Annotated in this window: 17 protein-coding genes and 1 pseudogene; 12 read left to right on the top strand and 6 right to left on the bottom strand. The window is 69.4% G+C overall.

The features are described 5' to 3' along the window. The first annotated feature begins 113 nt into the window (after positions 1-113). From QA802_RS33495 to QA802_RS33455, 9 genes are all read left to right on the top strand, one after another. A complete protein-coding gene (locus QA802_RS33495; protein WP_334530699.1) occupies positions 114-1,358 on the top strand; it encodes an FAD-binding protein in 1,245 nt (414 codons plus the stop codon). A gap of 177 nt (positions 1,359-1,535) precedes the next feature. Further along, positions 1,536-2,789, top strand: coding sequence for an ROK family transcriptional regulator (locus QA802_RS33490; RefSeq protein ID WP_334530696.1), 1,254 nt, complete (start codon positions 1,536-1,538; stop codon positions 2,787-2,789). Between the two features lie 891 nt (positions 2,790-3,680). After that, positions 3,681-4,946, top strand: coding sequence for an ABC transporter substrate-binding protein (locus QA802_RS33485; RefSeq protein ID WP_334530693.1), 1,266 nt, complete (start codon positions 3,681-3,683; stop codon positions 4,944-4,946). Between the two features lie 20 nt (positions 4,947-4,966). Further along, positions 4,967-5,932 carry a carbohydrate ABC transporter permease gene (locus tag QA802_RS33480; protein WP_306948433.1) on the top strand — a complete coding sequence of 322 codons (966 nt, stop codon included), beginning with the start codon at positions 4,967-4,969 and terminating at the stop codon, positions 5,930-5,932. Further along, entirely contained in the window at positions 5,929-6,822 is an 894-nt protein-coding gene (locus QA802_RS33475; protein ID WP_306948434.1) for a carbohydrate ABC transporter permease, read from the top strand. Before QA802_RS33480 ends, QA802_RS33475 begins: the two co-directional genes overlap by 4 nt. Positions 6,823-6,834: 12 nt before the next feature. Then, positions 6,835-9,723, top strand: coding sequence for a glycoside hydrolase family 2 TIM barrel-domain containing protein (locus QA802_RS33470; protein WP_334530686.1), 2,889 nt, complete (start codon positions 6,835-6,837; stop codon positions 9,721-9,723). A 117-nt stretch (positions 9,724-9,840) separates the two neighbouring features. After that, complete coding sequence (locus QA802_RS33465) at positions 9,841-10,836, top strand: ABC transporter ATP-binding protein (RefSeq protein WP_334530683.1); 996 nt, start codon at positions 9,841-9,843, stop codon at positions 10,834-10,836. Further along, complete coding sequence (locus QA802_RS33460; protein WP_334530680.1) at positions 10,836-11,639, top strand: ABC transporter permease; 804 nt, start codon at positions 10,836-10,838, stop codon at positions 11,637-11,639. Before QA802_RS33465 ends, QA802_RS33460 begins: the two co-directional genes overlap by 1 nt. Positions 11,640-11,656: 17 nt before the next feature. Beyond that, complete coding sequence (locus QA802_RS33455) at positions 11,657-12,457, top strand: ABC transporter permease (protein WP_319168783.1); 801 nt, start codon at positions 11,657-11,659, stop codon at positions 12,455-12,457. A 257-nt stretch (positions 12,458-12,714) separates the two neighbouring features. Here QA802_RS33455 and QA802_RS33450 read toward each other — a convergent pair whose 3' ends face one another. The 3 genes from QA802_RS33450 to QA802_RS33440 all read right to left on the bottom strand — a co-directional run bounded on the left by QA802_RS33450 (position 12,715) and on the right by QA802_RS33440 (position 15,909). Continuing rightward, entirely contained in the window at positions 12,715-13,803 is a 1,089-nt protein-coding gene (locus QA802_RS33450) for a hypothetical protein (protein ID WP_334530677.1), read from the bottom strand. Between the two features lie 810 nt (positions 13,804-14,613). Next, positions 14,614-15,411 (bottom strand): isocitrate lyase/PEP mutase family protein, encoded by a 798-nt coding sequence (locus QA802_RS33445; RefSeq protein WP_334530674.1) that lies wholly within the window; start codon positions 15,409-15,411, stop codon positions 14,614-14,616. 123 nt (positions 15,412-15,534) lie between these two features. Further along, the gene (locus QA802_RS33440) at positions 15,535-15,909 is read right to left on the bottom strand and encodes a VOC family protein (protein ID WP_334530671.1); all 375 of its coding nucleotides are present in this window, start codon (positions 15,907-15,909) and stop codon (positions 15,535-15,537) included. Positions 15,910-15,989: 80 nt separating this feature from the next. Here QA802_RS33440 and QA802_RS33435 point away from each other — a divergent pair, with 80 nt between their 5' ends. After that, positions 15,990-16,229: a hypothetical protein gene (locus tag QA802_RS33435; RefSeq protein ID WP_334530668.1), complete on the top strand. Its 240-nt coding sequence runs from the start codon at positions 15,990-15,992 to the stop codon at positions 16,227-16,229. A gap of 395 nt (positions 16,230-16,624) precedes the next feature. Beyond that, a complete protein-coding gene (locus QA802_RS33430; protein ID WP_334530665.1) occupies positions 16,625-17,314 on the top strand; it encodes a hypothetical protein in 690 nt (229 codons plus the stop codon). A 21-nt stretch (positions 17,315-17,335) separates the two neighbouring features. Here the strand turns inward: QA802_RS33430 and QA802_RS33425 are convergent, their stop codons facing one another. From QA802_RS33425 to QA802_RS33415, 3 genes and pseudogenes are all read right to left on the bottom strand, one after another. Continuing rightward, complete coding sequence (locus tag QA802_RS33425; protein WP_334530662.1) at positions 17,336-17,692, bottom strand: hypothetical protein; 357 nt, start codon at positions 17,690-17,692, stop codon at positions 17,336-17,338. A 175-nt stretch (positions 17,693-17,867) separates the two neighbouring features. Continuing rightward, a pseudogene (locus QA802_RS33420) lies at positions 17,868-18,193 on the bottom strand (DUF2264 domain-containing protein); the annotation flags it as partial. 90 nt (positions 18,194-18,283) lie between these two features. Further along, entirely contained in the window at positions 18,284-19,330 is a 1,047-nt protein-coding gene (locus QA802_RS33415) for a rhamnogalacturonan acetylesterase (protein ID WP_334530659.1), read from the bottom strand. A gap of 190 nt (positions 19,331-19,520) precedes the next feature. Here QA802_RS33415 and QA802_RS33410 point away from each other — a divergent pair, with 190 nt between their 5' ends. Further along, positions 19,521-21,200 carry a rhamnogalacturonan lyase B N-terminal domain-containing protein gene (locus QA802_RS33410; RefSeq protein ID WP_334530656.1) on the top strand — a complete coding sequence of 560 codons (1,680 nt, stop codon included), beginning with the start codon at positions 19,521-19,523 and terminating at the stop codon, positions 21,198-21,200. Positions 21,201-21,206: the final 6 nt, after the last annotated feature.

Here is a 21,206-nt window from a genome sequence, read left to right as displayed (position 1 = left end):
ACGGTATGCCCCGGCCGGCGCGGACGTGGGTGCGGGGGCCTCGTGTTGCGGGCAAGGTAGGTTCCACCAGGGGAAACTCTGGTTCTCGATCTCCTCGGAGGGGCGAAAGTCGTATGACAGAAACCGTTACGAACTGGGCCGGCAACATCACCTTCGCCGCCAAGGAGCTGCATCGTCCGCATTCGCTCGACGCGCTCAGGTCGCTCGTGGCGGCCGCCGGACGGGTGCGGGTGCTGGGCAGCGGGCACTCGTTCAACCGGATCGCCGAGCCGGGCGCCGACGGGGTGCTGCTGTCGCTGGGCGCCCTGACCGGCGAGGTCGAGGTGGACACGGCGGCACGGACCGTGCGGGTCGGGGGCGGGGTCCGGTACGCCGAGCTGGCGCGCCGCGTCCACGGGCACGGGCTCGCGCTCGCGAACATGGCCTCCCTGCCGCACATCTCCGTCGCCGGGTCGGTGGCGACCGGCACGCACGGCTCCGGGGTCGGCAACGGCTCGCTCGCCTCGTCGGTACGGGAGGTGGAGATCGTCACGGCGGACGGCTCCACCGTCGTCCTCGCGCGCGGCGACGAGCGGTTCGGCGGGGCCGTCACCTCGCTGGGCGCCCTCGGCGTGGCCACCGCACTGGTCCTGGATCTGGAGCCGGCTTTCCGGGTAGAGCAGCATCTGTTCACCGAACTCCCGCTGGAGGGACTGGACTTCGAGGCGGTGGCCGGGGCGGCGTACAGCGTCAGCCTGTTCACCGACTGGGATGCGCCCGGCTTCCGGCAGGTGTGGCTGAAGCGGCGCACGGACGAACCGCTCGCCGGCTTTCCGTGGGCGGCCCCGGCCGTGCGGGCGCTGCATCCGGTGCCGGGGATGCCGGCCGGCAACTGCACCGAGCAGCTCGGTGTGCCGGGGCCCTGGCACGAGCGGCTGCCGCACTTCAGGGCGGAGTTCACCCCGAGCAGCGGGAACGAGTTGCAGAGCGAGTACCTGCTGCCCCGCCGGCACGCCGTCGAGGCGCTGCGGGCGATCGACGGGATACGGCAGACGGTCTCGCCCGTCCTGCAGATCTGCGAAGTGCGGACGGTGGCCGCCGACGACCAGTGGCTGAGCCCCTCCTACGGACGGGACACCGTCGCCGTCCACTTCACCTGGATCGAGGACGCGGCGTCCGTGCTCCCCGCAGTGCGCGCCGTGGAGACGGCGCTCGAGCCGTTCGACCCGCGCCCCCACTGGGGCAAGGTGTTCGAGACTCCCGCCGCGGCGGTGCGCGGGCGCTATCCCAGGATGGACGACTTCAGGGCGCTGGCGCGCGAGCTGGATCCGGCCGGGAAGTTCGCCAACGACTTCGTGCGGGACGTCCTGGGAAACTGATGTAACCCGTTACCGGCCGACTTTATAAAGCCCCTTTCCTAACCCCTTGTCGAACGCTGTGGCACGCCATAACCTGGCGCGGCGCCGGTGCCGTCGCCGGGCGGGCCCGCCCGGTCCGGAAGGGACGGGAAGGCGGGACGGACGGGAAGGACGGGAACGGATGAGGGGGCACGCTCCATGAAGCGCGGCACATCACGTGACATCCGCACCGCGAACCGCTACGAAGTGCTGCGCCAGATCATCGCCGCGTCGCCCACCTCCCGGCAGGAGCTCGCGGCCGCCACCGGTCTGTCGCTCGCCACCGTCGCCACGCTCGTCGGCGAGCTGCTCGACCTCGACATGATCACGGAGGTCGGATTCGAGGATTCGGCGGGCGGCCGCCCCCGGGGACTCGTGGCCGTCAACGCGTCGGGGGGCGCGTTGATCGGCGTGGACATCGCCGAGACCTACGTCCATGTCGAGCTCTTCGACCTGGCCCTGAACGTGCTGGCCCGCGCCGAGGAGAACATGCGGCCCGGGGAGAGCCGCCCCGAGCAGGTGGTGGGCCACGTCGCCGCGGCCGCCGGCTCGGTGGTCGCCCAGGCCGGGGTCGAGGCCGCCCGGGTGCTCGGCGTCGGGGTGAGCGTGCCGGGACAGGTCGACCGCGCCACCGGCGTCTCCGCATACGCGCCCAACTGGGACTGGCACGACGTGCCGTTGCTCGATCTGCTGTCCGAACACATCGCGTATCCACTGTACTTGGACAACCCGCTGCGCGCGGGCGCGGTCGCCGAGCTGTGGTTCGGGGCGGCACGCGGGCACGCGAACGCCGTGGTGGTCAACCTGGGGACCGGTGTGGGCGCCGGTCTGGTGCTGGGCGGCGGACTGCACCGCGGCGTCAGCAACAGCGCCGGCGAGTGGGGGCACACCACGCTCGTGCTCGACGGGCGGCCGTGCCGCTGCGGCAACCACGGCTGCGTCGAGACGTACGTCGGCGCGCCCGGCATCATGCAGAACCTGCGCGAGATCAGCCCGCACAGCCCGCTGTTGCACCCCGATGACCAGACCGCCACCATCGACGCCCTGGCCGACGGGATCGCCGCACACGATCCCGACGCCGTCGAGACGGTCCGGGAAACCGCCCGTTACCTCGGCGCCGGCATAGCCAACCTGGTCAACCTCCTCAATCCCGAGATGGTCGTGCTGAGCAGCTGGGTGGCCGCCCGGCTCGGCGAGCCCCTCCTGAAGGCGGTGCGCGAGGCCGTCGCCCGGCACGCGCTGCAGCGGCCCCTGAGCGCCAGCCGGATCGTCCTGTCGCCCATCCCCACCGACCCGGCCTGTCTGGGCGCCGCGACGTTCGCGCTCGAAGGGGCGCTGCAGTCGGTCGGACAGCGAAGCCTCAAGCGCACCGCGCCTGCCCGTGTGAGGAGTCGCATCGCACCGGCCCCCTGACCCGGCACACCGCGCGCCGCACCGCCGCTACCGCTCGCACCGCCCGCACGACGACGGATGGGAGGCAGTCCTGACCAGCACCGCACGCACCGCACGCATCGCAAGCACCGCAAGCACCGGCAACGCAACTTTTCCGGTTGCACGCGGTCACCGGACCCGGGCCAAAGCCGGGCCCGAGGCCGGGGCCAGGTCGTCGGCCGGGAGCAGGTCGCCGGCCGAAGCAGGGGCCGAGGCCCGGCCCGGAGCGCCGTCGGCGAGTTGCACACCGGCATGCCGGGATACCGGTGCCCCGGACTCCTCCGTCCGCCGGCGTACTCGTAGGAGCGCGTACGTCCCTGACGGCGGCCGACGGGTGCGCAGGCGGTCCCGCGCCCCCTCGGCGGCGTCGCCGTCGAGGTGAGGACGGGTGTGACGGGCGCCGCCCGGGCACCCCATGAGACCGAGGGCCGCCGGCCCTGACACCGGCGGCCCTCACCTTCCCTTCCCCACGCCCGCGACGCCGGTTCCGCAACCGCCTTCACAACCGACTTCGCAAACGGCGGGGTTCGCAAATCGCTTCACAAGCCGCTTCACAAGCTACGAGCGTCGCAGACCGCTTCACAAGCTGCTTCGCAAACGGCGGGCTTCGCGCACGGCGTTGCAAGCCGCTTCACAACCGCCTTCACAACCGGTTCCGCAGGCACTTCAGCAAGCGCTTTCGCAAGCGCTTTCGCGATAGCGCCCACCCCTCCGCCGTTCGCGATCCCGAACCGATCACAACGCTTCGAACAGACTTCGTCCAACCCCTTGCCGAAGCCTTAGCCGAAGGTTAACGTCCGGCTCCGCGGCAGGAATTGAGCCACCTGCGCCGAGCGAAGAGCCTTCGCCGCACTCCGAGACAAGGACGTCACCATGTCGGCACTGAGCAACAGCAACTGGTCCCGCCGGTCCCTCTTCCGGGCCGCCGCAGGGATGGCCGCCGCCGGCAGCCTCGCGGCCTGCGGCGGCAACAACGGCCGCAGCGGCGGATCCGGTTCGGGCGTCGACCTGACGCAGTTCTTCCACGCGTACGGCGAGGCCGGCACCGAGCAGGCCATCAAGAAGTACGCGAAGGCCTACGACAAGGCCAACGTGACCACGCAGTGGATCACCAGCGCCGACTTCGAGAGCAAGCTGTTCGCCACCCTGCTCACCAAGAACGCTCCCGACCTCTTCGAGTTCCACCCGCAGATCCAGATGATCAAGAGCGGTCAGGTGGCGGACCTGACCGACATCATCGATCCGGTCAAGAGCGACTTCAACCCGGCCGACATCAAGTCGCACACGGTCGACGGGAAGATATACGGCGTCCGGATGATCGACGACCCGCAGTTCTTCTTCTACCGCAAGTCGATGCTGGAGAAGGCCAAGGTCGAGGTGCCGACCACGCTCGACGAGCTGATGGAGGCCGCCGCCAAGCTCACCACGGGCAAGGTCAAGGGCCTGTACATGGGCAACGACCTGCACAACGTCATCAACCCGATGATCTGGTCGGCCGGCGCCGACACCCTCGACGCGAAGAACCAGATCGCCTACCACACCCCGGGCGTCATCGAGGGCATCAAGAAGATGCGCAAGCTGTTCACCAGCGGCAACCTTCTCCTCGGCGCTCCGACCGAGTCCTGGGACCCCTCCTCGCTCAACCAGGGCCTGTGCGCCATCCAGTTCTGCGGCATGTGGGCGATGCCGGGAATCCAGAAGGCGCTCGGCGACGACTGGGGCGTCTTCCCCTTCCCGAAGACCGTCGACTCCGGCAAGCAGTCGGTCTACAACGGCGGCTGGTCGATGTTCGTCAACGCCAAGGGCAAGAACGTCGACGCCGCCAAGGAGTACGTCAAGTGGCTGTGGATCGACCAGAAGGAGTACCAGGAGGACTGGGCCACCTCCTACGGCTTCCACATCCCGCCGCGCACCTCGATCGCCCAGTCCGCCACCAAGCTCAAGTCGGGCAACGCCGCTGAGGGCGTCCGGCTCTTCAACGAGTTCGGGCACTTCGACAACATCGGCTGGACCCAGGCCATGATCTCCGCCCTCGAGGACGTCTTCGCCAACTCCGTCCGCAAGGACATGGACCCGGAGGCGGCGCTGGACAAGGCGGACACGGCCGTCAACCGCGAGCTCAAGAAGCTGTTCGGATAGGCCGCGGGACGGACCTCGAGATGTCGACGACCAAGACGCGCGACCTCGCGCGCCCCGCCCCGGCGAAGGCCTCACCGGCCAAGCCGCGGCGGGGTCTGCGGGGCAGCCCGACCTTCAACTTCTGGCTCTTCACCGGGCCGTTCCTCATCGGCCTGGCGATCTTCGTCTACGCGCCGATCCTGTGGAGCCTCTGGCTCAGCTTCTTCGAGGCCCGCTTCACGGTCACGCCCGACAAGTTCGTCGGGTTCGAGAACTACACGTACATGCTGACGAACGACGACTTCGTCGGCTCCCTCGTCACCTTCACCGTCTTCGCCGCGTTCATCGTGCCCACCACCTGGGCGCTCTCGCTGGGCCTGGCCCTGCTGGTGAACCGGCTCCGCTTCATGCGGGCGTTCTTCCGTTCGGTCTTCTTCCTGCCGACGGCGTGCAGTTATGTCGCCGCCGCGCTGATCTGGAAGATGTCGATCTTCAGCGGGGTCCGCTTCGGCCTCATGAACACGGTGATCGGATGGTTCGGGGTCGAGAACATCGCCTGGCTGGCGGACCCCAACCCGCCCTGGTACTGGCTCGTCATCGTCACGGCACGCCTGTGGCTGCAGTCCGGCTTCTACATGATCCTTTTCCTGGCCGCTCTGCAGAACATCCCGGGCGAGCTGTACGAGGCCGCCGCCATCGACGGCGCCAAGCCGGGCTGGCAGACCTTCCGCCACATCACCCTGCCGCAACTGCGCGCCACCTCCACCGCGGTGATCCTGCTGCTGCTCATCGCCGCCTACCAGGCGTTCGACGAGTTCTTCAACCTGCTGTCGAAGACCACGTGGGGCCGCCCGCCGCTCGTCGAGCTGTACTACAAGGCTCTCGGCGAGAGCCAGGACTACGGCTCCGGCAGCGCCGGTGCGGTCATCCTGACCGTGTTGATCTGCGCCGTGACCCTGCTCCAGGGCAAGTTCATGGGCTTCGGAAGGGGGGACGAGTCCAAGTGACCACCACGACGCCTGAGGTAGGCAAGTCCGCACCGCCGTCACCGAAGCCCCGCCGGGGCGGGCGCGGCGGCGTGATGAGCTCCACCGGCCTCTACATCGCCACCGGGATCGCCGGCTTCTTCTTCCTGGTCCCGTTCTACCTGCTCGTCCGCAACGCCCTGTCCACCGACGCCGAGATCACCGGAGAGAACTGGAAGTTCTTCCCCACGGACATCCAGTGGGGCAACGTCAAGGAACTGTTCACCGACGGGACGGTGCCCTTCGGCCAGTCCCTGTGGAACTCGGCGGTGGTGGCCACCCTGCACACCGCCGGCGTCCTGCTGGTGTGCTCGCTCGCCGGCTACGGACTCGCCCGTATCCCGTACCGGCACGCCAACAAGGTCTTCTACGCCGTCCTGGGCACCCTGATGGTCCCGACGGCGGTCACCTTCGTCCCGAGCTTCGTCCTGGTGTCGTCGCTCGGCTGGGTGGACACCTACCGAGGTCTCATCGTCCCGGGCCTGTTCAGTGGTTTCACCTGCTTCCTGTTCCGGCAGTACTTCCTGGGGTTCCCCAAGGAGCTGGAGGAGGCGGCGCGCGTGGACGGGCTGGGCTACTGGGGTGCGTACTGGCGCATCGTGGTGCCCAACTCGCTGAACTTCTTCGCGGCGATGGCGACCATCACCTTCATCAACGGCTGGAACTCCTTCCTGTGGCCGCTGGTCATCGGCCAGGACCCGGGTTCGTGGACGGTCCAGGTCGCGCTCTCCAACTACATGACCAACCAGACGGTCGTCTTCCACCTGATCTTCATGGCCACCGCCTTTTCCATCCTGCCCCTGGTGTTCGTGTTCCTCTTCCTCCAGCGCTGGCTGGTCCAGGGGATCGCACAGACCGGCATCAAGGGCTGACCTAGGAGACCCATGTCCTTGCGCACCCCGGCCGCCGACTATGTCGAGAGCGTCTCACCGGGCAGCGGGGCCCTCGCGCCCCGCGCCTGGTACGCGTCGTCCGACGCGAAGTCCCTGTCACTCAACGGACGCTGGCGGCTGCGGGTGTCGGCCACGGCCGACGCCGAGGACGACGCGTTCGCCGCGGAGGGTTACGACGCCAAGGACTGGACCGAGGTCACGGTTCCAGGCCACTGGGTCCTGCAGGGGGACGGCGTCTTCGGCTCACCCGCATACACCAACCACCTCTACCCCTTCCCGGTGGACCCGCCCCGCGTTCCCACCGAGAACCCGACCGGCGACCATCGACGGGTCTTCGACCTGCCCGAGGAATGGCCAGACCTTTCCGAAGGCGGTTTCGTACTCCGTTTCGACGGTGTGGAGTCCTGCGCCCGCGTCTGGCTGAACGGCACGGAACTCGGCGAGTTCAAGGGCTCCCGGCTGCCGCACGAGTTCGCGGTGGGGCATCTGCTCGAGCCGCGCGGCAACGTCCTCGCGGTACGCGTCCACCAGTGGTCGGCGGGTTCGTACCTGGAGGACCAGGACCAGTGGTGGCTGCCGGGCATCTTCCGGGACGTCACCCTGCTGCACCGGCCGGCGGGCAGCGTGCTCGACTTCTTCGTGCACGCCTCCTACGACCACGTCACGGGCGAGGGCGCCCTGCGCGTCGACTCCGACGTCGACGGACGGGTCGTCGTCCCCGCCCTGGGCATCGACGCCGCGACCGGGGAGACGGTGACGACGCCGGTCAGGCCGTGGACGGCGGAGACGCCCACGCTGTACGACGGCACGCTGGTGACCGACGGTGAGCGGGTTCCGTTGCGTATCGGTTTCCGTACCGTCGAGCTGGCGGACGGTCTGATCAAGGTCAACGGTCGGCCGATCCTCTTCAAGGGCGTCAACCGGCACGAGTGGCACCCCGAGACGGGCCGCGCCCTCGACCTGGAGACGATGCGCGCGGACGTGCTGCTGATGAAACGGCACAACGTCAACGCCGTCCGCACCTCGCACTACCCCCCGCACCCCGCCTTCCTCGACCTGTGCGACGAGTACGGCCTGTGGGTCATCGACGAATGCGACCTGGAGACCCACGGGTTCGTCGAGCAGGACTGGCGGGACAATCCCGTCGACGACGAACGCTGGACCCCCGCCCTGCTCGATCGCGCCGCCCGCATGGTCGAACGGGACAAGAACCATCCGTCGGTCGTGATCTGGTCCCTCGGCAACGAGGCCGGCACCGGGCGCGGGCTGACCGCGATGGCCGAGTGGATCCACGGCCGGGACGCCTCGCGCCTCGTGCACTACGAGGGCGACGTCGACTGCCGGGACACGGACGTCTATTCGCGCATGTACGCCTCGCACGAGGAAGTCGAACGGATCGGACGGGGGCTGGACGGCGGCACCCACAAGCGACGTGAACTGCCCTTCATCCTCTGCGAGTACGCCCACGCCATGGGCAACGGCCCCGGCGGGCTCGCCGACTACCAGCGGATCTTCGACGCGCACGACCGGCTCCAGGGCGCGTTCGTCTGGGAGTGGATCGACCACGGCATCAAGCATCCGGAGCTGGGTTACGCCTACGGCGGCGACTTCGACGAGGAACTGCACGACGGCAACTTCGTCTGCGACGGCCTGCTCTTCCCGGACCGAACCCCCTCCCCCGGCCTGCTCGAGTTCAAGAAGGTCATCGAGCCGGTCCGCATCGAGGGCGACGGCAGCGGCGCGACCGTGCGGATCACCAACGGGCACGACTTCTCGGACCTCTCCCATCTGAGGTTCGAGGTCTTCCACCAGGTGGACGGCGCTTCCACCGGTGCGAGGACCCTCCCGGTCGGGCCCCTCGCACCCGGGGAGTCGGCCGAGGTGAAGCTCCCGGCGGGCCCCGACAGCAAGGACGGCGAGGGCGGCGAGGTCCAGTGGACGGTCCGCGCGCTGCTCGCCGAGGACACGCCGTGGGCGCCCGGGGGCCACGTCGTGGCGTGGGGCCAGGAGACCGTCGTCCCACGCGGACCGGTGACCGTCGCCGCCTCGCGCCGCCCCGTCCCCGGCGGGCGGCTGATCACACTCGGTCCCGGCGTCTTCGACGCCCGCAGCGGCGCGCTGAAGGCGGTCGGCGGCGTCGACGTCACGGCGCCGCCACGCCTCGATGTGTGGCGGGCGACGACCGACAACGACGACGGCGCGTCCTGGCAGGACGACACGCGTTACGGCCCGCTGTGGCGCACGTTCGGCCTGCACCGCATGCGGCACCGCCTGGACGGCGTCGAGGCGGGTGATGACGCGCTGACCGTACGGACCCGGGTGGCGCCGGCCGGCCGCGAGGCGGGCCTGCGCACCGCGTACCGCTGGACGTCCGACGGAAACCGGCTGAAACTGACCGTCTCCGTGACGCCCGAGGGCGACTGGACGGTGCCGCTGCCCAGGATCGGCATCCGCTTCGGGTTGGCGCAGGCGTCCGCGCGACACGCGCGGTGGTTCGGCGGCGGACCCGGGGAGGCGTACCCGGACACCATGGCCGCGTCCATGCTCGGCCGGTGGGACGGGAGCATCGAGGAGCTGCAGACCCCGTACGTGCGCCCGCAGGAGAACGGCGCCAGGGCCGACGTCCGCTGGGCGGAGCTCGGCGGACTGCGGATCGAGGGCGATCCGGCGTTCTGGTTCTCCGCGCGGCGCTGGACGACCGAGCAGCTGGACGCGGCGCGCCACCCGGCCGACCTCACGCCCGGCGACACGGTCTGGGTCCACCTCGACCACGGCCAGCACGGCATCGGCTCCCAGTCCTGCGGCCCCGGCCCGCTCCCGCGGTACTTCCTGAACGCCGTACCCGTCGAGTTCTCCTTCGTGTTCTCGAAGACCGGGTGATCGATTCACCGATTCACCGATTCACCGTCCGATCGGCATTCCGACATGTGATGACGTCTCCGCGGCCCGCCTGGCCTCCCGGGCCCGGCCGGCCGCGGCGCATCGGAGGTTGAGCAAGTGACCGGCAGCATCGAGGTGCGCGGCCTGTCCCGCACCTTCCACACCACCGTCCGTCGCCCGGGTCTCGTCGGCGCTCTGCGCTCTCTGGTCGACCCGGAGCGGGTCGCCAAGCACGCCGTCTGCGACGTCACCTTCGACGTGGCCCCGGGCGAACTCCTCGCCCTGCTCGGCCCGAACGGCGCCGGCAAGTCCACCGCCATCAAGATGCTCACCGGCATCCTCACGCCCACCTCCGGTGAGGCACGCGTCGCGGGCGTCGTGCCGTACCGGGAGAGAGAGCGCAACGCCCGCAACATCGGGGCCGTCTTCGGACAGCGCACCCAGCTGTGGTGGGACCTTCCGGTGCGCGAGTCGTTCGCGATCCTGCGCGACATCTACCAGGTCCCGCGCGCCGAACACACGGTGCGGCTGCGGGAGTTCGACGACCTTCTCGATCTCTCCTCGTTCTGGGACACCCGGGTGCGCCACCTGTCCCTCGGCCAGCGCGTGCGCTGCGACCTCGCGGCGGCGCTGCTGCACGACCCGCCCGTGGTCTTCCTCGACGAACCCACCATCGGGATGGACGTGGTGGTGAAGGAACAGGTCCGCGAGTTCCTGCGCCACCAGGTCGAACAGCGGGGTCGCACGGTGTTGTTGACCACCCACGACATGACGGAGGTCGAGCGGCTCGCCGAGCGCGTGGTGCTGATCAACCACGGCCGGCTGGTGCTGGACGGCACCCTCGACGAGATCCGCCGCACCTTCGGCTCCACCTGGCAGGTGCGGGCCACCCTCGCCGACCCGCACGCCGAGGTCGTGGCACCGCCGGGGATCACGGTTCTGCGCCGCGAGGGCGCGCGGGTGGTGTTCGGCCCGGACGGGGCGGGCGCACCCACGGTCCACCAGGCGCTGAAGGCCGTCATCGAACGGTTCGAGGTGACGGACATCGCCCTCGACGAGGCGGAGTTGGAGGACGTGATGCGGGCCGCGTACGCCCAGGCCGGGACCGTGTGATGGCGGTACTGTCCGCCTGGCGCGCCGCCCGGGTCACCCCGCTCGGCGAGCTGCACACCCCGCCCCGGATGACCGCCGCCCTGCTGCGTCTCGCCGTGCAGGTGGTGCTGGTGGCGTCCCTGTGGCACGGTCTGTACGCCCACACGGGCACCACCGCCGGACTGACGCGCGACCAGGCCGTCACCTATGCGGTGCTGGCCGTACTCGCTTCCCGGCTACGGGCGTTGGACCAGTACGCGGGCCGCGACACCGTCATCCAGCACATGCACTTCGGCACCATCGTGTACTGGTACCTGCGGCCGCTGTCACCGCAGCGCTATTACGCCCTGCGGGCGCTCGGCGAGCAGCTGTACGGTCTGGCATGGGCGCTGGCCGGTTATGTTGTCTGTCTGTGGTCCGGCGCGGTGAAGCCTCCCGGGTCGGCGGCCGTGGCCGGGGTGTTCGCGCTGAGCCTGCTGCTCGGCCAGTGGATCCTGTACTACGTCATGCTCGCCATCGACCAGCTCTGTTTCTTCACCTTGCGCAACAACGCCGCGATGCTCATCCTCATTTTCGCGCAGAACCTGTTGTCCGGGGTGTACGCGCCGTTGTGGTACTTCCCCGACTGGTTCGTCACGATGAGCGGTTTCCTGCCGTTCCAGGCCACGCTGAGCGTGCCGTTGTCGCTCTACGTCGGCCGCATCCCGCTCTCGGACGCCGGCCCCGCACTGCTGGTTCAGGCCGTCTGGGTGACGGTGCTGGCCCTGTTCACCCGGCTGGTGTGGCGACTCGCCGCCCGGCGGGTCATCTCGCAGGGAGGCTGATTCCGCTGAACAACGCGCTGAAGAACGTGCGCCTGGCGTGGCGGATCACGCGCCTCAACTTCCGTGCCCAGTTGGAATACCGTTCCGAGTTTCTGATGATGGTGGCGATCGGCGCCGTCTGGCAGGTCTCGGTGATCGTTTTCGCAACCGTGCTGCTGACCCGGTTCAGCGGGATGGGCGGCTGGGATAGCTCGGACGTGCTGCTGATCCCGGCGACCCGGATGCTCGCCCACGGTCTGTTCGTACTGTTTCTGGGACGCATGCACGGAATCGGTTACTTCATCCAGGAAGGCAAGATCGACATCTGCCTGGTGCGGCCGATGCCCGTACACCTGCAGGTGCAGTTGCGCATGTTCCCCACGAACGCCATCGGCGACCTGACGGTCGCGGTCGGGCTGATGGCGGGCGCGCTCAGCCGCAGCGAACTCGACTGGACGGCCGGCCGGACGTCGTACCTGATCGCGGCGGTGATCGGCGGCATGCTCCTGGAGGCAGCACTGTTCACGGCGGTAGCCTCCGCCGCGCTGCGCTTCCCGGCCGCCGACTACTGGGGGCGCTGGTTGGAGGAGCTTCTCGGCACGTTCGGCAGTTACCCGCTCAACGTGCTTCCCAAGGCGGTGGGCGGATTCCTGACGTACGGCCTCCCGCTCGCCTTCGTCGCGTACTTCCCGGCCGCCGTTCTGACCGGCCACGGTCACAGTGCCGGCGTCCCCTACTGGCTGGCGGCCGTCTCCCCGCTGCTGGGCGTGCTGGCGTATCTCGGTTCACGGCTGTTGTGGCGGTGGAGCCTCAAGCACTACACGGGGGTGAACGGATGACGCGGGGTGAGCGGACCTCGCGACGAGGAGCGGATCGGAAGAGACCTGTGCGGACCGGCCGGCCGCGGCAAGTCGCCCGCGGTAGGTCGCCGGCGGATGCCGGGGGCGAGGTGCTCCGCGAACGCCGATCCGCACGACGGACCGGCGGGCGTCGGCCGCCGAAGCCGGCCGGACGCTGAGGCCGGCCGCGTCGCGGTCGGCCGGCAGGCCGCCGTCCGAGCGCCCGTGCCGTGCCGTAACTTGTTTCTACGATCCGCTCAGAGTCGGGAAGCGGTTCCGCAACTGTCGAACGCCCTGCCCTCACCGACGCCCTCGCTCCGGTCGTACGGGTCCTCGGTCGGGCCGGTCTGCGGCGGACCCGTCGGCCCGGCCGACCTGAACTGCGGGTGCAGGAAGCCGTCGTGGACGTCACAGGCGGAGTTGAAGAGTTCCTCGTCGTACCGGATGAGGAGCAGCCGCCCCGGTGTCACGTCGTAGTGCGCGGGGTCGGGGAGTTCGAGGTCGACGACGCGCCGCACGATCGTGCGGGTGACCTCGGGCGGGCCCTCGGCGGGGCGGACGGGATAGACGAAGGTGTAGTCGGCGTGCACGGTCACGCCGTCGTACCGGGCCTTCTTGTAGGTCATACGGCCGCGCGTCTTGACCACGTCACCCACGACCCTGGCCTCGTTCGGGTCGAACCGGCTGAACAGCGTCAGCGGGTCGTGCGTCCGGTCCGGCGAACGAAGGAAAGCGTCGATGTCGTCGAGCAGACCCGGCTGCTTGGGATCGAGCACCGCGAGTGCGGCGGCCGGACGTTCGCCGCGCAGCGTCTTCGGGTCCAGGTTCGCGCCGACAAGCAGTTCCCTGGTCAGTTGAAGCGCTTTCGACACGCGTTCCTGCGATGCCGACCCGACGGCCCGGGCGGCCGGCAGGACGACGCCGGCCTCGCCGTCTGCCCAGGCGAGGGCCGGAGAACCGGCGAAGGGCCTGTCGATGGTCGGCACCTGGTCGGGTACGGCGCCCGGCGCGGCGGTGGGGGCGACGGTCTCGGCGGGCAATGGAGTCACCGCGGCGGTCTTGGGCTCGCCTGCTCCGAGGGGGTCACCGGGCAGCAGGGACGGTCTGAGTGCCACGGTGACCACACCGAGCGCCAGGGCCACACCGAGCACCGACCACGCCTGCCGCCGTCGTCTCGTCCTGTTGTTCATGTCCCGCGGGGTCGGGCCGGTCCGCCACCCCTCGGGTTGTTCCTGGTGCCGCAACCGCTCGGTGACCATGCGGGCCCGGGCGGAGGGTTCCTTCGGCGCGGAGGCGTCGCCGAGCTCGCTGTCCCGGAGGAAGGCCTGCCATTCCTCGTCGGACATGGGCGAGTTGTCTCCCGCCTCATCAGGGGGTTTGCCGACCACGGCGTGCGTACCTTCTTTCTGTGGGCTTCGAGTTGCTTCAGGAACCTGCCGCAGGCGCCGCGGAGTCGGGGTCGCCGGGCCGCCGCTGCGCGGAGGTCCACTCCAGCGTGAGGACGGGGCGCGAGGGAGCCGGCGGAGGGTGCGGCCCCTGGTGAGGATTCCGCGGGACGGATTCCGGTGCGCCCGACCCGCCGTCGCTCCCGCAGGTCCGGCTGCCGGTTCCGGAACCGCCGTCGCTCCTCCTGCTCTCATGCGTTTCCCCCACGCTCGCGTCAGAGCCGGACCCCTCGTTGCTCCCGATCGAGCACCCGGGCACGCACAAGACAGAGAGCCGCCCAGCCACCCACGCCGACATGAGCGACGCACGTAACATCCCCACCCCTGGCTACGGTTGTCCGGATTCTCTGAGCTCTCGGCATCGGGGGTTGCGGCGTTCAAGGAAGGTGCGGCTCAAGGCGTCGAAAGATGCGTACGGTTGCGAACCTGTTTCCGTAGATTCTCGTCTCCACGCCCCGCTGCACCGGACCCCCTGCATGCGTCGCGGCACACTACCAAAGTGGCCGACAGCCCCTGGGGCGCAGGCCCCCGAGTCGCTCGCCACGACCCACACCGTCCGGCCTTCACGTGGCCGCCGAGTGCGAGGTGGCAGCGATGGTGTCGAGGGCGTTCCTCGGCGCACGTCACCTGTCGACGCGCCGCACGCGTCGAATGGATCGACGCGCCCTGCGGATGGCGTCGATCGACGCACGGCCGGGTGACGCCATCACGTCAGACATGGCGGGCCGTACCGACGCCGAGGCTCTCCACCTCCCGGTAGGTCGGCGTGCGGCCGCCAGGAGTGCGTCCGCGACGGACCTCGTCGACGGCCTCCAGCGCCGCGCCCAGAGCGCGCCGGTACAGAAACGAGCCGAAGCTGATGCGGCTCACCCCAAGGTCGGTGAGGCGGGCGACGGTGGGGCCGGTCGGCGAGTAGAGGATGTTGAGGGGCACCTCGAGGCGTTCGACGAGCTCGGCGATCTCTTCCGCATCGGTCAGCCCAGGAACGAACGCGCCGTCGGCCCCCGCCTGTTGATAGGCCTCGAGGCGCGCGAGGGTTTCGGTTGTGCTGGGTTCGCCGAGCCAGTACGTGTCCGTGCGGGCGTTGACGAACAGGCCGGGCACAGCCGACTTCACGGCGGCGATCTTCGCCACGTGCCGGTCCACCGGCCCCAGGCCGTCCTCCAGGTTGATGCCCACCGCCCCCACGGCCGCCAGCTGGCGCGCCAACTCCGCCACCTCGTCCGGATCGTCGCTGAAACCGCTTTCGGCATCGACGGACAGGAGAAGGGGTTGTGACCCCAGTGCCAGCGCGAGTCGGAGTGTCTCGTTGCGTGTCGCGGAAGCGCCGTCGGGCAGTCCCACCGCCGCAGCCACGGCCAGACTCGTCGTGCCGATCGCTTGGAACCCCTGCCCCGCCATGGCGGCCGCGGAGGCGTGATCCCAGGCGTTGGGCAGGAGAAGGGGGTTGTCGGTGCGATGAAGGTCCGCGAAAACGACGGAACTCGGGGTCACTCCGGGTGCACGCATACGACGCACGCTACGGGTGTGTCGTTGCGGCCCCCGCCGAACTGTCGCGGCACGACGGCCATCGCCCGGCGGCTGTTCCGGGGGATCACTCCGCGCGGGAACGTGACAACGCCGCCTGAGGAGTCAGCCGGCGTTGTCACGTTCCCGCGCGCTGCGCTCCACACAGAACTCGTTGCCCTCCGGGTCCCTGAGGACGGCCCATCCCCTGCCGTCGGGTGTGCGGCGGTCGTCGAACATCGTGGCGCCGAAGCCGAGCAGGCGCTCCACTTCCTCCTCACGGGTGCGGTCCTGCGGCTGAAGGTCGATGTGGATCCGGTTCCGCTGGCTCTTGGTCTCCGGGACCGTGACGAACAGCAGGCCCGCCCCTTCGATGAGCACCTCTTCATCACCGGGCTTGTCATCCTCGTGGCGCGGCTGACCGAGTACCTCGGACCAGAAACCGGCGAGGGCATAGGCGTCGGAACAGGAGATCGTCACATGCCGTATGGCAGAAGTCATGCGCGGATTCTTCTCGACACCGCCTACGCACAGCAACACCATTTACGCGGTCCGGTGACCATGGCGCCCCGTCGGCAACTTTGCCCTCAGCCACGGCAACCACCAGCCATGACATCTGCACGACGCACGACCGCCGCATCCGCGCGGCCCGCAAGCCCGCCATCGGCGCCCTGGCGGTGGCCGGGGTCGTCGTAGGCGCCTGGTGGGCCACCGCCGGGGCGGCGACCAGCACCCCGAACCTCACACTCACCACGGCGGCCGTCACGCTCGCCGCCAAGTTCCCTTACCCGTCAGCCGGTTACAACAACACCCGGGAGTGAACGCGGACGGCGACCGCGGTGGTTCCGAACGGCACACTCAGGGCATGGCCCGCCGCGGACGGCGTCCACGTCACTCCGCTGACGACGGTGGGAAGACGCTCAGGCGCCGACACCGTCGTCAAGTAGGCCAAGGAGGTCGGTGGTCTGGTCGCGCACAACGACGGCTTCGCATTGCTCACCCGGGTGGCCGACACGAACAAGTGGAAGGAGACGGCAGCTGCGATCGTCCGGTGCACCGGCGCCAAGGAGACCTTCCGCACGAAACTCACCGGAACCGCTTCCCATGACACAGCTCCGCTCCTCGACGGGCAGCTCGCCTGGAACGGCACCCGTTACGGGGCGTACTTCGTCGTCCATGGGGCCGACGCTTCGCCGACGGTCACTACAGCGACAAGGTGGCGTATGTCAGCGCCAAGGGTGGGAAACTGGCCGGAGGTTGGAGCTGGGGCTGTAGTCACAACGAGGGCATCGCCCTGCACGCGGAGACGTCCGGAGCCTTCACCTCCCTCTGTTTCGACGACTGGCGCTCGGGCCTCTTCGTCTCGACGGGCGTCGGAGCTCCGGACACGGCTCCCGTGGTGCAGCGAGAACAGTGCTGGGCCGGATACTGCGGCGGCACCTTCCCCGGCCGCGCCGGTGACCTCGTGAAATCGCCCGACGGTCGTTACACAACCGCCTTCGCCTCGCGCGGAGCAGCCTCCGCGCGGAAGAACCCGGACGATGCCAGCAGCCGTGGTTGGACGGTGAAACCGAAGACGAGCACACACCAGGTCGCGCTCGCCTTCCTGAAGAACCGCAACTCTGGCCCTGGCAAGGCCGTCTTCCTCACCCCCGCCGTCGGCACGGAGAACGTCAACGTCCATGTCGCGCCGTACGGCAAGGACCGTCTCCTCGTTTCCTGGGAGTCCCTGAAGAGCGCGCACTGCGCCAATGGCACCTGCACCGGCGTTTCACGGGCACCCACCTCAGGCTCGTCGACTGCAACGGCACGTTCCGGAGCGCGGACCATGTGGTGGGCACCCGTATCACCGGCGACCTCGCAGTCCTCAAGGACGGGTCGCTGGCCCGGGCTTACGCACCCGTGACGCCGACCTACGCGACGGCGTTCACCAGGGCTTCACCGACCACGACGGCGCTGCGGATCGCTCGTCTGAAACCGTGAGCCCGTCGGGAGTCGTGGATCGACCCGACGCCGTGACCTCGTGCGGAGCGATGTTCCCGGACGCGCCTGCGGCGTCGGCCACCGCGGAGGGCCGGTCCGCCGAGGACAGGAAACGGAAGCGGCGTTCCGGGCCGGTCCGCCAGCGGACGCTCCGGTCGTAGGCGGCGTGAGCCTCGTCGGGGTCGTCGGCGACTGCCGCCCTGCGCACCTCGACGGCCGCGAGGTCCTGGAGGGGCAGCGGGTCGGGCTCCGCGGTGAGCCGGGCCAGCGCGACGAAGATCGTGGCGGGGCCCTCTTCCACCACGCCCAATGGGACCTGCCGGGTCGGAGAGACTCGGTGCTGTAGCCGCCAGCAGGTGAGCACTTTCTCCGCCGGAACCATTCGAGTTCTGCTCTCAGACCGTGCCCCTGCTGGTCGGCCGGGAGGCCAGACCGCTGATGGGGTGGCGTGCCCGCCCCGTGGGGCGTGAGCACTGTGACGCGGCCTTGACGAGAGGTTGCCCGCGGTCCTCGATGCGGGGCCAAGCACCGCGGACGCCGGCCGAGAGACCGCTTGCGTAACGTTCCAGCGCGGTTTCGTCCCGGCGGAACGCGGCGAGCAGCAGTGTGCGGGCATACCCCTCCAGGCCGTCGGAGAGCCGGCCGGACCAGCTCCCCCGTCCGCCGGGAAAATGGTAGAGAGCGCGATCTTCGGTGGCGTACGGCTCCACCGCGGCGAGCAGGCGTCGGCGGCCGCCTCCCAGTGGCCGCGGGTGTATCCCGTGCGAGGGCTGCGGGCGAGGTCGGGCGGGGGCAGACGCATGTGCTGATTCTTTCCTTCGCGGCCGGGTCCGGGCCTAGGGATGTCAGAACCTGGGGGCGTCCCGGTTCCGGTCGGGGCGCCCCCAGGCGTTCATCCCACCCGCACGATGCCCTTCGGCACCAGATGCCGGGCGAGGAGCTCGTCGCGCACCAGGCCCGCGTAGACGGTGGCCCCGTGCACGGAGGTGTGCGTGTTGTCCCGTTTCTCGTTGTACAGATACAGCGCCTTGGAGCCCTCGACGCCGAGGGACTCCACCACCGCCTTGGTCTTGGCGGTGAGGTCGATCAGCGGGACGTGCCGCGCGGCGGCGACCGAGCGGATGACCGCCGGATGGTCGACACCGAGTCCGTTGACCAGCAGAGCCGTTCCGTTGTTCAGCGTCCCGTCGGCGTTGAACCAGCGGCGCACGATGGGGGTCACCAGGACCGGCCGGCCGCCCTTCTCTCGCACACCCGCCACCAGAGTCTCGAGATTCGCGCGGTACGTGGCCTCGTCGGTCGTCTTGTCGTTGTGGGCGAGCTGGATCAGGACCAGGTCGCCGTGCCGGATCAGCGGCCGAACCGTGTCCCAGAGCTGCGGGTTCCCCAGATACGTGACCGTACTCTCCCCCGAATCTGCGTAGTTGGCGACGGAAACACCTTGCCGCAGATACTGCGGCAGTTGCTGGCCCCATCCCGTGTACGGTTCGGCGGGCTGGTCGCACACGGTGGAGTCGCCGATGAGGAAGATCTGGCGGGCGTGCCTGGCGGGGGTGACCCGGATGTTCGCCAGTGCCGGAGCGGAGCCGCTGAGGGCCAAATCCAGGCCGGCGCTTCCGTCGCGGCCCGTGGGCTCTCCCTCGGGTGTGCGGACGTCGACGGTGAAGCTGCGGGCGACGCGTCGGCCGGCGGGGACGGCGGTCTCGGGAAGCAGGGCCCGCCGCGTCTCTCCGGTGACGCTGGTGGCAGAGGCAACGCTGCCGCCGAGCACGACCTCCACGTCATAGACGCCCGGTGCGACGTCGAAGTGGCAGGCGGTGGCGGTGCAGTTGTCGATGCCGAGGGGGGCACGGCCGCCGTCGGCGTGGGCGGCCGGCACGGCCGTCAGGCCGGCGGCCAGGGTCAGCGCCGCCAGCACGGCGGTGTTGAAACGTCTCACTTACGACTCCTCCGTCATGACACAGGGGCTGGCGGCTGGACCGTACCGTCTCCGGCAAGCGCTTTCTAGACCTGGCGCAGATTTCGTAGAACTGTCGACTTCCCTGGCGTGAAAGCCCTTTCGCAAAATCGATTCAACTGTCACCCTCTCAGACACCCGCACCCCCACACCTCCCGAAGGAGGCACCCCCATGTCCGGATCCGCGCATCACCCGGTCCGACGCCGCACCTTCGTCCTCGGCACCGCGGCCACCGCCGGCTCCGCCGCGCTCGCCGGGCCGCTCGCCGCTCCGGCCGCCGCAGCGGCCTTCGGCTACACCGACGACGGCTCTCGCTACGTCGTCGACACCGGCGCCGACCTCGTCTTCAAGGTCAGCAAGTCGACCGGCGACCTGACCTCACTGGTCTACCGGGGCACCGAGTACCAGGGCTATGGCGGCATGAATTCGCACATCGAGTCGGGCCTCGGCAGCTCCACCGTGACGATCGCACGGTCCGGTTCCACGATTCTGATCTCGGTCACACACGGCTCGCTCCGGCACTACTACGCGGCTCGCAGTGGCGAGAACAACATCTATTTGTGGACCAACAAGGCGGACACGTCCGTTTCGGCAACCCGTTACATCGTGCGGGTCAAGGCGGGTCTGTTCCTCAACGACGAGCCCGACTCGTACACGTACACGACCAGCACCATCGAGGCCTCCGACGTCTTCGCCAAGTCCAACGGCCAGACCCGCTCCAAGCACTACTCCAAACTGCGCGTCATGGACTACGACTACATCGGCTGGACGGCCGGCGGCGTCGGTCTGTGGATCGTGCGCAGCAACCACGAAAAGGCTTCCGGAGGCCCTTTCTACCGCTCTCTCCTGCGCCATCAGAGCGCCGACGGCGGCGGCCTGTACGAGATCCTCTACTACGGCCAGAACCAGACGGAGGCGCAACGCTTCGGCCTCCAGGGCCCGTACGTGATCGCTTTCACGAACGGCGGCGCCCCCTCCTCCTCGCTGTTCCCGGGAACGCTGAGCACCTCGTGGGCCGACTCGCTCGGCATCGCCGGATACGTGGGCGCCGGCGGCCGAGGCCGGGTCGCGGGCGTCGGCATCACCGGGCGCGACGCCGCATACCCGTACACGGTCGGCCTGGCCAACCCGACGGCGCAGTACTGGGGTCCGGCGCGCGCGTCCGACGGCTGGTTCTCGATCACAGGGGTGCTCCCCGGGACGTACACGCTCACCGTCCACAAGAGCGAACTGGCCGTGTACACCACGCAGGTGACGGTGACCGCGGGCACGACGACCACGTTGAACTCGATCGCCGTCCCGTCCTCGAACGATCCGAGCAACGCGAGTGCGATCTGGCGGATCAACGACTGGACCGGCACGCCGAGCGGCTTCAAGAACGCGGACCTCATGACGTACGCGCACCCGTCGGACGTCCGTGCCTCCGCGTGGACCGGCAACGTCGTCATCGGCAGCGGCAGCGAGACCTCGGCGTTCCCCTGTTACCTCTGGAAGGACGTCAACAGCGGCCTGCTCTTGTACTTCAAGCTGACCGCCGCCCAGGCCGCCGCCGCGCACACCCTGCGCATCGGCGTGACGACGGCCTATGCCAACGGCCGGCCGCAGGTCGTCGTCAACGACGCATGGACCTCTGCCGTTCCGTCCCCGCCCACTCAGCCGAGCACCCGGTCCCTGACCAACGGGTCGTACCGGGGCAACAACCACACGTTCACCTACAGCATCCCCGCGAGCGCATGGCTCACGGACACAAGCCGGTACAACGTGCTGAAGATCAACGTGGTGAGCGGGTCCGGCACGACCTCCTACCTGAGCGCCGGCACGTCCGTCGACGCGATCGACCTGCTTGTGTGACGTAGA

Source organism: Streptomyces sp. B21-105 (assembly GCF_036898465.1).
Classification (GTDB): Bacteria; Actinomycetota; Actinomycetes; order Streptomycetales; family Streptomycetaceae; genus Streptomyces.
This window is presented reverse-complemented; position numbering and strand designations above follow the sequence as displayed.

What these genes read in the sequence shown, in the direction of transcription:
- QA802_RS33495 (WP_334530699.1), top strand. Translation starts at nt 114, where the DNA reads ATGACAGAAACCGTTACGAACTGGGCCGGCAACATCACCTTCGCCGCC.
- QA802_RS33490 (WP_334530696.1), top strand. Translation starts at nt 1,536, where the DNA reads ATGAAGCGCGGCACATCACGTGACATCCGCACCGCGAACCGCTACGAA.
- QA802_RS33485 (WP_334530693.1), top strand. Translation starts at nt 3,681, where the DNA reads ATGTCGGCACTGAGCAACAGCAACTGGTCCCGCCGGTCCCTCTTCCGG.
- QA802_RS33480 (WP_306948433.1), top strand. Translation starts at nt 4,967, where the DNA reads ATGTCGACGACCAAGACGCGCGACCTCGCGCGCCCCGCCCCGGCGAAG.
- QA802_RS33470 (WP_334530686.1), top strand. Translation starts at nt 6,835, where the DNA reads ATGTCCTTGCGCACCCCGGCCGCCGACTATGTCGAGAGCGTCTCACCG.
- QA802_RS33460 (WP_334530680.1), top strand. Translation starts at nt 10,836, where the DNA reads ATGGCGGTACTGTCCGCCTGGCGCGCCGCCCGGGTCACCCCGCTCGGC.
- QA802_RS33450 (WP_334530677.1), bottom strand. Translation starts at nt 13,803, where the DNA reads ATGTCCGACGAGGAATGGCAGGCCTTCCTCCGGGACAGCGAGCTCGGC.
- QA802_RS33445 (WP_334530674.1), bottom strand. Translation starts at nt 15,411, where the DNA reads ATGCGTGCACCCGGAGTGACCCCGAGTTCCGTCGTTTTCGCGGACCTT.
- QA802_RS33440 (WP_334530671.1), bottom strand. Translation starts at nt 15,909, where the DNA reads ATGACTTCTGCCATACGGCATGTGACGATCTCCTGTTCCGACGCCTAT.
- QA802_RS33410 (WP_334530656.1), top strand. Translation starts at nt 19,521, where the DNA reads ATGTCCGGATCCGCGCATCACCCGGTCCGACGCCGCACCTTCGTCCTC.